General features: G+C 36.5%; 10 protein-coding genes. 7 read left to right on the top strand and 3 right to left on the bottom strand.

Annotated elements, in window-relative coordinates; genetic code table 11:
* Positions 1-31 precede the first annotated feature (31 nt).
* Together QCD85_RS05310 and QCD85_RS05305 are read right to left on the bottom strand one after the other, a co-directional pair.
* Positions 32-1,270 (bottom strand): aspartate aminotransferase family protein, encoded by a 1,239-nt coding sequence (locus QCD85_RS05310; RefSeq protein ID WP_273614956.1) that lies wholly within the window; start codon positions 1,268-1,270, stop codon positions 32-34.
* Positions 1,271-1,386: 116 nt separating this feature from the next.
* Positions 1,387-2,586 carry an MFS transporter gene (locus QCD85_RS05305; RefSeq protein WP_301261970.1) on the bottom strand — a complete coding sequence of 400 codons (1,200 nt, stop codon included), beginning with the start codon at positions 2,584-2,586 and terminating at the stop codon, positions 1,387-1,389.
* 127 nt (positions 2,587-2,713) lie between these two features.
* On the opposite strand from QCD85_RS05305, the gene QCD85_RS05300 reads away from it, so the two are divergent.
* The 3 genes from QCD85_RS05300 (at position 2,714) to QCD85_RS05290 (ending at position 5,528) form a co-directional block, all read left to right on the top strand.
* The gene (locus tag QCD85_RS05300) at positions 2,714-3,355 is read left to right on the top strand and encodes a DUF1349 domain-containing protein (protein ID WP_273614957.1); all 642 of its coding nucleotides are present in this window, start codon (positions 2,714-2,716) and stop codon (positions 3,353-3,355) included.
* Positions 3,356-4,046: 691 nt separating this feature from the next.
* Complete coding sequence (locus QCD85_RS05295; RefSeq protein WP_273614958.1) at positions 4,047-5,090, top strand: fatty acid desaturase; 1,044 nt, start codon at positions 4,047-4,049, stop codon at positions 5,088-5,090.
* Positions 5,091-5,147: 57 nt separating this feature from the next.
* Complete coding sequence (locus QCD85_RS05290; RefSeq protein ID WP_273614959.1) at positions 5,148-5,528, top strand: response regulator; 381 nt, start codon at positions 5,148-5,150, stop codon at positions 5,526-5,528.
* Between the two features lie 78 nt (positions 5,529-5,606).
* Here QCD85_RS05290 and QCD85_RS05285 read toward each other — a convergent pair whose 3' ends face one another.
* Positions 5,607-6,647 (bottom strand): BtrH N-terminal domain-containing protein, encoded by a 1,041-nt coding sequence (locus tag QCD85_RS05285; RefSeq protein WP_301261862.1) that lies wholly within the window; start codon positions 6,645-6,647, stop codon positions 5,607-5,609.
* A 203-nt stretch (positions 6,648-6,850) separates the two neighbouring features.
* Between QCD85_RS05285 and htpG the strand changes: the two genes are divergently transcribed.
* The 4 genes from htpG (at position 6,851) to QCD85_RS05265 (ending at position 12,098) form a co-directional block, all read left to right on the top strand.
* Positions 6,851-8,749, top strand: a complete 1,899-nt coding sequence (htpG, locus tag QCD85_RS05280; RefSeq protein ID WP_273614961.1) for a molecular chaperone HtpG — start codon at positions 6,851-6,853, stop codon at positions 8,747-8,749.
* Positions 8,750-9,118: 369 nt separating this feature from the next.
* Entirely contained in the window at positions 9,119-10,819 is a 1,701-nt protein-coding gene (locus tag QCD85_RS05275) for a methyl-accepting chemotaxis protein (RefSeq protein ID WP_301261861.1), read from the top strand.
* Positions 10,820-11,003: 184 nt separating this feature from the next.
* A complete protein-coding gene (locus tag QCD85_RS05270; RefSeq protein WP_301261860.1) occupies positions 11,004-11,621 on the top strand; it encodes a DUF6707 family protein in 618 nt (205 codons plus the stop codon).
* Positions 11,622-11,858: 237 nt separating this feature from the next.
* Complete coding sequence (locus QCD85_RS05265; protein ID WP_301261859.1) at positions 11,859-12,098, top strand: hypothetical protein; 240 nt, start codon at positions 11,859-11,861, stop codon at positions 12,096-12,098.
* Positions 12,099-12,180: the final 82 nt, after the last annotated feature.

Here is a 12,180-nt window from a genome sequence, read left to right as displayed (position 1 = left end):
CATATTTTATTCGCAATTAAGTAAAAGCGCTTTAATCCAAAGACGACAAAACGAGATCCAATCGGCGAATAATCTCTACAATTTCTTCATCAGTAACTGTAAGGGATGGACGAACTTTCACGACATTACCAAATCCATAACGAGAACCACGTAGAATTAATTGTTGATCAGCAAAAGCGAAATTGATAATCGCATTCATTTTGTTGGTATCTGGAGCATTGTATTCATCTACAATTTCTAGACCCCACATAAGACCAACACCACGAGCTTCACCGATACAGCTATATTTCTCTTCCAAATCTAAAAGTAAATCGCCAAGCAATTTGCCTTTGCGTTGTACTTCTTCCATAAATCCAGGTTCAGACACAACTTCCAATGTTGATTTAGCTGCGGTGACAGAGATCAGATTGCTACCAGACGTAAATGAATGTTCATGTTTTTCAAGTACATTTAGACGAGATTGCATTAATACGGCAGCAACAGGAACACCGATTCCACCAAGCCCTTTAGCTAGCGTAATAATATCAGGTTTGATATCGAATAATGTACTTGCGAACATATAACCGGTACGACCAATACCTGTCTGTACTTCGTCTGCGATTAAGATGATATTTTGCTCATCACATAACTGACGAATGCCTTTGAAATATTCAGGTGGAGGTATAATATTACCGCCGTTACCTAGAATCGGTTCGATAATCATGCAAGCGGTAGAACCAGAACCACCGTATTCAAGCTGATCGGCTAGTGCTTCTACACATTTCATTCCGCAATTGGAAGGGTTCGCATCGAATGGGCAACGATAGCAGTAAGGTGCAGGGACATGCAGAGAATTGGGAACAGATGAATTAGGGAATCCTTTACGACGGAAAGCATTACCCGAAATACCTGTAGCAAATTGAGTCTGTCCATGATGAGAGTAGAAAAGGCTGACAATATCAGTATCACCGGTGTATTTTTGAGCGATTTTAGTTGCGCATTCGTTTGCAGTGGAACCCGTGATGTCACGCATCCAGCCTGCATCGATCCCATTAGGTGCATATTCTAACAAATGCGATAACACTTCATCTACATAAGGTTCTGTAAAAGTAGACGACATATGCGTTAGATTACCAACTTGCTCTTGTACTTTTTCTACAACATAAGGGTGATTATATCCTAGAGAAAGGTTGAATGTACCGGATACACCGTCTATATATTCTGTGCCTGTATCGTCAATTAATTTAATACCTCTACCATAACGAAACCGATTCTCAGTTAAAGTTTGCATGTTTTGCCTCCTGATTTTAAGTTCAAATAGACTTGATCTGCCAAAATAGACTGTCAGCACTACAACTACAATCGATTACTGGAACGCTGTTCCTCACCTCCTTTACAGAGTGATTTCTATGATTGTACTCTTGATGTTAATTTGGCTTGAGAAGAACTCCATTGAGAAGTAAAAGCAATACTTATTAACAACACCAGTGCAAATCCAGCAAATACCCACAAGGTAGGCCCGACTGACCAATTCGCCATGCTCCAACCGATCACGTATTGCAATACAGAGCCACCGATACCGCCAGCAGCAATCAGAATACTGGTTGTACGTTCAGTCATGCCCGGAATCAGAACGTTCGCGAATACAAGAGCAATAGAGAATAGACCTGACATAAATAATCCGATACCAAAAATCAGAATATACATAGCGACAGGATGAGAAACCAGAGCAAGTCCAATAATCATTAGCATCATGCCAAGTGAACTACCTATTAGAAAAGGAACATAACGAATCGATTCTGCTATACGTCCGACAAATAATCGACCAATCGTCATAGCTGCCCAGAAAAAAGTGACACTGAGCGAAGCGGCTGAATCACTAATAGAGATACTTTCGATCAGAATCGAAGGTAAGAAATTCATTACGCCTAATTCAAGACCCATATATACGAAGAAGAACAAAATAAAAATACTGAGAAATTGTAATTGTTTGCCACTGTATTTTCGTTTCACGACAGCGCCGGTATGATCGGCATCATGCTCTTGAATACGGCGAAGCTGTGCAGAACTATCTGCTGGCATCGTCATCCAGAATATCAATAGCAATAATGTAGCTAATGCAACCGTATAGAAAGACAGCTGCCATACATTTAAGAAAATATACAGACTGGCAAGAGCAGGAATCAATAATGAACCTACGCCAAAATAAACATCTAACTTGGTCATCGCGACCGCTTTTTGCGCTTCAGCGAATTCGATAGTAAATGCTCCAATCGAAGATTCGATAATTCCTGAACCAAAGCCAACAAAAATCGTCATTGTGACCATCCAACCCCATACAGGCAATGTTCCCATCAACGCGTAAGCAATCGTAATCGCACCAAGTGCAATCAATAACATATACTTACGTCCTACCCCTGCGGATAAAGATGGCGATACAATTACCCCTACAAGAAAGCCTATAAACTGTAAAAATAACAGTGTGCCTCCATCGCTGTAATCTTTACCGTAATGCGGCAATATAACAGGGAGCAAAGCGCCTAACAAAACACTGGTAATTCCGATTAAAAAATAAAAGCCACAACTTAATCCAAAAATCCTTTTCAACATCATCACCCTTCCATAAATAATCAAATACACTTGAAATTTCCATCTATGATCAACATAATGAATGAAGGCAGACGTTGTACAGTGACTGCCATCTATGTATTTAGCCTATAAGGAGTGATAGTGAATGAGTCAGTTATTAGAAAATTTTCAAGGTAAAGCAATGGATGAACGATTACAATGGCATTGCCCACCAGAAGAATGGGAAGTATCTTCCGACAAACAAGTGCTTACATTTAAACCACTCGCCAAAACAGATTTCTGGCAAAAAACGCATTACGACTTTCGAGTGGACAATGGACATTTTTTATTTGCTGAAATGACAGGTGACATCATTATGACAACGAAAGTGCGTACATATCCAGTTCATCAATATGATCAAGCTGGATTGATGATTCGTTTTTCAGAACATTGCTGGCTCAAAACGTCTGTTGAATTCGAAACGGACGGTCATGCCAAGTTAGGTGCGGTTGTTACCAACAACGGCTACTCGGATTGGTCTACGCAAAATTTTGTTGCAGGTGAGACCGAATTGTTATTCCGTATTCGTCGTGAAGCTGGTGATTATACGATTGAGTATGCCGAGCAAGAGAAAGATGAGTCTGCACAGCCCCAATGGAACCAGATACGGATCGCTCATTTATTCGAAGATCAAAATGATCAGACACCTTTTCAATGTGGTGTGTACGCATGTAGCCCTCAAGGAGATGGCTGTCATGTTGAATTCGAATACTTGCATATTGAGCCACTACAAAAAGAAAACAAGTAGTTAAAATGACGCTGAAAGTAAATGTAAAAATTATGTATTTAATTACAATAAATAACTATAGAGTCTTAAATTTGAATAGTCAAGTTAAGAATATGTAAGGTTATACATTTAAGATTAAATAAGGAAAGCGAAGCGTTATATCGTATTTAGGAGATTAAAAATTGTAAAATTAGTATTAAATTTACTTTTTTTATGAAATGAACATTATAAAAGTAAGTGGAAAAATCCAGAGATAAATATTTGAATAGGTAAAAACCAAAAGGTGATAACATCAGGTTTTGGTTTGGCTATTCTATTTTGATTTTCAACCAACGTTGTATCAATTATTTCCCAGGTAATTTCCCTAAAAGAGAATTAATAAAAAGCTCGCAAATGAAGCAAAAAGATTATTCTGAAGATAGGCAAAATAGCTATCATTTTAGAATAATCTTTTTGTTATGTATATATGGTTATATGGAAAAGTTTGGTTTTTAGACATATTGTATGGATATCATGTGAAAAGAGCTAGCTTGGTTTACAAGCACCTATAGAACGTAATACAATAGAGTTATAGGCAGGTACTAAGTTTTCAAAAATTGTCCCAAATGCCCTATGTGATAACTTAATCTTTCTCGGGGATTCCATGAGTGACTACTGTGGAATCATTGTGAAGTAGGTTACGAATCGATCCCAAGAGAGGAATTACCTAAATATGTCCACTACGCGTGTGACGAAAGACCAAGATAATTGGCGCAAAAGTTTAGCTCCTTATGAGAAATCAAATACGAAGTACAGTGTATGGCAACTGATTAATACACTTGTCCCCTTTTTCGGCCTCTGGTATCTTGCATATCTTAGTTTATCCGTATCCTACTGGTTAACCATTCCTATTATGGTACTTGCTGGTGGATTCCTTGTTCGTACTTTTATTATTTTTCATGATTGTTGTCACCGTTCCTTTTTCAAAAACCGTAAAGCAAATACAATTGTAGGTAATATTACAGGTATTATGACTTTATGTTCTTATGATCAATGGCGCTATAGCCACTCTATGCATCACGCAACAAATGGTAATCTGGATAAACGCGGAACAGGCGATATCTGGACACTAACTGTAAATGAATATCTAGCATTATCTCCATTACGCCGTTGGGTGTACCGTATGTATCGTAATCCAATGATTATGTTTACAATCGGTCCGATTTATACGTTTTTATTAATTTACCGTTTTAACCGTAAAGGCGCTCCGAAAAAAGAGCGTATGAACACATATATGGTCAATGTAGCACTTGTTGCTATTATCGGTTTACTTTGCTGGGCTATCGGCTGGCAAGCATTTCTAATGATTCAAGGTCCAATCTTCTTTATGTCTGGTGTAGGCGGTATCTGGTTATTTTATGTACAGCATCAGTTTGAAGAAAGTTACTTTGAAGAAGAAGAAAATTGGAATTATGTCAAAGCGGCTATGCATGGTAGCTCGTTCTACAAACTTCCTAAAATTTTGCACTGGATTACGGGTAATATCGGTTTCCATCATATTCATCATTTAAGTTCTCGTGTACCCAATTATTTCTTGGAGTCCGCGCATAATACAAGTCCGGTGTTGCAAGATGTACAGACGATTACATTATTAACTAGCTTGCAATCATTACGTTTCCGTATTTGGAACGAAGATACGAAGAAATTTATCGGATTCAAAGATATTGATACTTCGCTTAAAGTCAAAAACAAAAAACAACAGCAAAAAGCAGGCTAATGATCGGATAGATGCATCACCAGGTTTACGAGAGAGGTGGTATATTCTTCCGAATATATGAAAACAAAAAACCTTGAGATTTTGATTGCTGATGACAATGACATTAACCGGTATGTGTTAATGGAAATGTTGAGAAAATTAGGGCATAAAGTCAAAGGGGCAAAGCATGGTAAAGAAGCTGTACAACTAGCTACTCAATATTCATATGATATGATATTTATGGATTTGCGTATGCCCGAATTGGGTGGGATCGAAGCTGTACAACAAATTCGATCTTCTATTTCAGAACATGAGAAACAGCCTTATATTATTGCTTGTTCTACAGATCTTCTGAATGTAGATTTACTTTCAGAATCTAAAATGAACGCCTATATCAGTAAACCTTTGCGAAAAAGAGTGATTGAAGAAGCGCTTAGCGATTGGGAAGATTTACGATAAAAGATGATATGTCTACAACAAAAAGAACAGCCCGATCAAAGGGCTGTTCTTTTTTTGATGATTTTCATATAGTGCCTATTAGAGAGTGGAAAAGGTATGACGGTGACGAGGAGATAGCTGGTCATTTAATAGACGCATCTGTTCAATATGCAAAATGGTATATGCTATATCTTCTTCCATCGCTGCTACTGCTTTGATTTTTTCAGGTAACGTCTTGAAAATGTGCTCTTTATTCGCTTTGGGTTCATATAATTTGAGGTACATCATGCGAATAACAGACCAGCTTTTAATAGACTGAGTAAATGCAGCACGAATACATTGCATATTGTTCTGTTCTAGATCTGCTCGATATTCTACAAATTTCAAAAATTGCATGCGTGACTGAATAATATACAACAATTCAAGATGCAATTTGTTCGCAGCACCTGGATTGAATTGGTTCATTTCCATCACAGCAAGTTGATACCATTGCTCAAATTGATCTGCAAATACGCGCATAGCTTCAAAAATAGAGTACGTTTGCGGTTGGAGTCCTAGATTTGTTTTGGCGATATTCAGTAATAGAAGATCCATATCTGTATCTTCTAGATCTAACGTAGAAGTACGAGGAGAGAATGTCATAATCTCATTCATAAATCCCTGACTAAAGTCAGCTACACTTTGAGTATAGTTGTGCGTCATATAAGAAACGTCTGTGCAAGCAAACATATCGGTTTGTGGATCATAGTTTACGATAATAAAAAAGTGTGTGTTATGCAGAGCATGATAATTGTCAGGGAACCAGGGACAGGCGAATGAGTCACATTTGACCAGTACCGGTCTGCCAGCTTCCAGTTCCTCATAAATAGTGCTCAATGCATCAGGTAAAGAAATCTCGCGATGTAATGTATAATCAGTATTAGCATATTTCAAAATATCTTCATACGTATAGGATTCATGACCAAGTAAATCATACGAAAATGGATCTGTTCCAAATTGAGAAAAAGTCCATGAATGGGCAAAAGCTTGTAAATAATCATCACCAAAATAAGACACAGCGGTAGCGATATTTCCGTTAAAACAAGACCAATCAAATCCAGATAACGGTTTCAAATCAAGCAAGTTGGAAAAGGGAGGCATATATCGTTCGCTCCTTATCTTCATATAGGTAGAGTAAAAATAGCTTATGTATGTTGTCTATCATACTACTGCCAGATATAAGACACAAATTAACCAATAAGAATTGACATTCAAAATCAGTATATGGTATATAAAAGGTAGCGATTAGCACTCGTATTGCCTGAGTGCTAAAAAAAGCAGAATCGAAGGGAGACTTACTTTTCATGACTACCAAGCAATTTAAAGCGGAATCCAAACGATTATTAGAAATGATGATTAACTCGATCTATACGCAAAAGGAAATCTTTTTGCGCGAATTAATCTCCAATGCAAGTGATGCGATTGATAAAATTTACTATAAAGCATTAACAGATGATTCGTTAACATTCCACAAAGAAGATTATTATATCAAAGTCTCTGCGGACAAAGCGGCTAGAACGTTAACGATTGCAGATACAGGGATTGGTATGACTGAGGAAGACCTTGAAAATAATCTAGGGATTATTGCAAAAAGTGGCTCGCTTGCTTTCAAAAAAGAAAATGAAGCAAAAGATGGTCACAATATTATCGGTCAATTCGGTGTAGGCTTCTATGCGGCATTTATGGTGGCAGATGAAGTGACTGTAATTAGTAAGGCACTAGGAAGCGATCAAGCGTTCCAATGGCATTCTGAAGGTACAGAGGGCTATTCTATTACTCCAACAGAGAAAGATACAGTAGGTACAATCATTACACTCAAAATCAAAGAAAATACAGAAGATGATCAATACGATGAATATTTGGAAGAATATCGTTTGAAAGCGATCATCAAAAAGTATTCTGACTTTATCCGTTATCCAATCAAAATGGATATCAGTGGTAGTCGTCCTGTTGAAAATGATAACGCAGACGAAAATGCAGAGCCAGAATATGTAGAATATACCGAAGAGCAAACAGTAAATAGCATGATTCCGATCTGGCGCAAAAACAAAAGCGAATTAACCGATGCTGATTATGAGAACTTTTATAACGAAAAACGGTATGGCTTCGATAAACCGCTAAAACATGTGCATATTAGCGCAGATGGTGCAGTGGTCTATAATGCTATTCTATTTATTCCTGAAAATACACCGTTTGATTATTACACGAAAGAGTATGAAAAAGGTCTAGAATTGTACTCTAATGGCGTATTGATTATGGATAAATGTAGCGATCTATTACCAGATTACTTTAGCTTTGTGAAAGGGATGGTCGACTCTGAAGACCTGTCTCTAAATATCTCACGCGAAATGCTACAGCATGATCGTCAATTGAAGTTAATCGCTAAAAATATTAAAAACAAAATTAAAGGTCAATTGCAGTCGATGCTTAAAGATGAGCGTGAGAACTATGAGAAGTTCTACCAATCATTTGGCAGACAATTAAAATTCGGTGTGTACAACGAATACGGTATGCACAAAGAAGACCTACAAGATATTCTATTGTTCGCTTCTTCACATGAGAAAAAATTAGTGACACTCGATGAATATGTATCCAGAATGCCAGAAGATCAGAAGTTCATCTACTATGCAGCAGGTGAATCGATCGAACGTATAGAGAAATTACCGCAAACAGAAATGGTATCTGATAAAGGATATGAAATTCTATACTTTACCGACGATATCGATGAATTTGCTATCAAAATGATCAATACGTACAAAGACAAAGCATTCAAATCTGTTTCTAGTGGCGATCTAGGTATCGAGCCAGACGAAAAAGATCAAACGACAGAAGCAGAAGAAAACGAAAATAAAGATTTGTTTGAAGCGATGAAAGCAACTTTGGCAGGTAAAGTATCTAATGTTAAAGCATCCAAACGTCTAAGATCACATCCTGTCTGCTTGTCTACAGAAGGCGAACTATCGATTGAAATGGAAAAAATCCTTCAAGCGATGCCAGATGGTGGCGGCGTAAAAGCAGATAAAGTACTGGAAATCAACGTTAATCATGATGTTTTCCAATCACTTAAAAATGCACTGGAAAATGATAAAGATAAGCTGAACCTGTATACAAACTTGTTATACAATCAAGCCTTGTTAATTGAAGGTCTGCCAGTACAAGATCCAGTAGAATTTACGAACGATATTTGTAAAGTGATGGTTTAAATTCAATAGTTAATCTATAAAATATAAAATATAAAAATACAAAAAAACTCCTTATGATTAAGGAGTTTTTTTGTGCTTTTATTCGTCAATAAACGACAAAATAATATTTTTTACAACAAATGGTGGATTTGCTATACATATTTAAATTAGTACTACCGACATATAACTATAGTTAAATTTGAAGCTAATGTATTGCTAAAGTCTTAATTGATCAAAATTTAAGCTGCTAAGTCATTAGTTTGAATAACGATATACCTCAAAATCCTAATTAGATAAACATCATAGATAGAGGTTGGTGATATGAAGTAATACACAATCAGGCATTACTACTAATAAAAACTAAAAAACTTTCAGAGGGGTTTATTGAATATGAAGAATCTAAGTGTTCGTACCAAAATTGTAATTTTAATTATTATTAATCTACTATTATTGCTTGCTTTAGGCTTTAACGGTACGACTTCAACAAAACAAATGTCTAATATTGCAACAGATATGTACGAGAAAAATATGAAACCTGTGATGGCTATGGATCAGATTATTATTAATTATAGTAACAATGCCAAACGCCTATTAATACTTACGCGTACAACAGATATGACGGAAAGAGAAACATTGATAAAAGAAGTGGCTACAACAGCTTCGGATACAGGCAAACAATACGAATTGCTTAAACAAACGACTCTTAGTCCTGAAAATCAGCAAAATTTAGCCAATCTTACAGAAACAAATGTAGCATTTTCAGACGCTCGGCAGAATATTTTAGATGCAGTAGGTGCAGGCGATCTTACGACTGCTCAGTCAAATTACACTGATTTAGAAAATACACGTATTACTTTGAATAAATATTTAGATACTTTGCGTACCAGTATGGTAAATGAAGCCAATCAAAGTAAAGTTACAGCTGATAATACGTATAGTCGGTCTACTATAGTTATGATTACTTTTATTATTATTGGATTGCTCGTGTCTTTGTTGGTCGGCTTATGGATTGCATTACTTATTTCTCGTCCATTACGTAAAGTTCAACAATTGATGAATCAAGCGGCTCAAGGGGATCTTACAACAGTAGCAGATTACCAGGCAAAAGATGAAATTGGTCAGGTGGCTACCGCTTTTAATACGCTTATAGCAAGTATGCGTAAAATTATTAAAAGTGTAGATGAAAGTGCAATGACGCTGTCTGCATCTTCGGAAGAGTTAACCGCTAGTGCAGAGCAAACAGCACAGGCTTCTTCTCATATTGCTACGTCTTCTGGCGAATTAGCAACTGGCTTTACCTCCCAGACCCAAACAGTTATTCAAGTGACAGATTCGGTAAATGGGATGGCACGTCAGATGGATCAAATCTCTCATACGAGCCAACAAGTGGGCGAAATGACCGAAAACATGCAACAAACTGCTGAAAAAGGAATTGATGAAGTACGAGATATTACCAATCGTATTGAACAATTATCAAGCGATATTCATTCCACATTAAATGTTCTTACGAATCTAAATGCGAAATCAGAGCAGATTGGATTTGCTTCTTCCGCTATTCAGCAGATCGCTCAACAAACCAATCTATTAGCACTTAACGCTTCTATCGAAGCGGCGCGTGCAGGTGATGCTGGACGAGGATTTGCAGTAGTTGCTGATGAAATCCGTAAACTGGCTGAAAGTTCAGCTAGCTCTTCCACTACAATTACTAGCTTGATCAAAGATGTACAACAAGAAAGTCAAAGTGCTGTCGACAAAGCAAAAGGTTCTGTACACAGTGTTCAAGCTAGTATTGATGGAGGACAACGGGTCACAGTTGCATTTGAAGCGATTCAGCAATCTATTAATACGACTGTCCAACAAACCAATTCAACAAATACGTTAATTAATAATGCCACTCAAGAGACTCAAAAAGTGGCCGAAGCGATGGAACATTTAAGTGCACTATCACAGCAAGGTTCTGCGGGTATTGATGAAATGAATGCTGCTAGTGAAGAACAGTTATCTACGATGGAAGATGTAGCTTCATCTGCTCGTCATCTATCACAGTTAGCAGAAGAATTACAACAATTGATCGCTTTCTGCAAAGTATAATTTTCCACTGGATCAGGTATACTATCTTTAGATCATACAACGGTAATTAGCAAATATAACAACCAATAGAGCCACAACCTTCTCACATTGTTTCGAGAAAAGGTTGTGGCTTTATGTTAAGATCATGAAGAAGTGGAAGCAACTAGAATATAATAAAGCTATATTTCAGATGGAGGAGATTACGATGCAATTAAAAGAAGTATTTACCCGTATCGAAAAGAAAGCCGAACTACATTCATACATAGAACAGATTCCAGCCAAATATAAAAAGACCCAAAAAGCGTATCTGGCGGCATTGGTGAAATTAAGTTATCTCTTATATATCACTCAAAGCGATCAGAAGCCACAGATCAAAGAGTTACTAGAGGAGCTATCACAAATTCCTTTTGAAGAAAATTATGATTACTGGACATGGGTAGAACATGCACTGGTTCTTCAAGCCCGTATCGCTCGTGAAGAAGAACAGCAAGCTGTGTATGATCAATCGATGCAATTGATAGAAGATGCGCTCAATACTGGCGAAGAAGCGGTAGTAAAAGTTAAACATAATGTGCAAGCCCGGTTCGTCAAAGGAGAAACGCTAAGTACCCAAACGATAGATGCAGCTATCAAGAAAAATGATACCTCTATGGAATGTGAGCAACGGATATTGTATGTGATGAAGCTTTTTAAAATCAAAGAATTAGGCGCTCAACCTCCTTATACAGATGAGAAAGTAGAGCAAGAAAGTACAGAATATATGAAGCGAATTAACGAGATTGTGGAGCAAGTCGGTATCGAAAAGGTGGAACCTTTCAAATAACTAATTAAGACAAATAAACTAAATAAATGAGCTAAAAGTTACATATCTATTGTTAAAAAAATAGTATATAAAGATATGAATTATATATCATATGCTTATATACTATTTTCTTATTTTACAATTACATAAAGTGACAAAATACCCATAATAACATGACAAGAAGTGACAGACATTTACAATATTTGTGGATATAATTACATTTGTTATGAATTATTATGCAGAAAGGAGATATATATAATGAAGAAAAAAATAATGAGAATTAAAGTTGGTTTTTTTATGCGTATCGTTATTGTTGCTAGTCTACTTACTGTTGGTGTAATTGAAAATCCGTCATTACTAGAAGCTGCAGCTTCTAAAATTTATGAATATGATAACAGCGGACGTCTAATTACAATTAGCTTTTCAAAGTACAAAATTACATTTACGTATGATAAAAATGGGAATTTGTTAAAAAGGTCAGTAATAATTACCAAATAATTATTTTGGTAACTTAAATAATTAGATCTTTAAGAAAAGGTATATTAAAGAAGATACATAAAGATGCAACATGATTGAAAAC

This window comes from Paenibacillus sp. PsM32 (assembly GCF_030433815.1).
GTDB classification, from domain to species: Bacteria; Bacillota; Bacilli; order Paenibacillales; family Paenibacillaceae; genus Saccharibacillus; species Saccharibacillus kyungheensis.
Note: the sequence above shows the minus strand (reverse complement) of the source record. Positions and strands in the feature narration are given on the sequence as shown.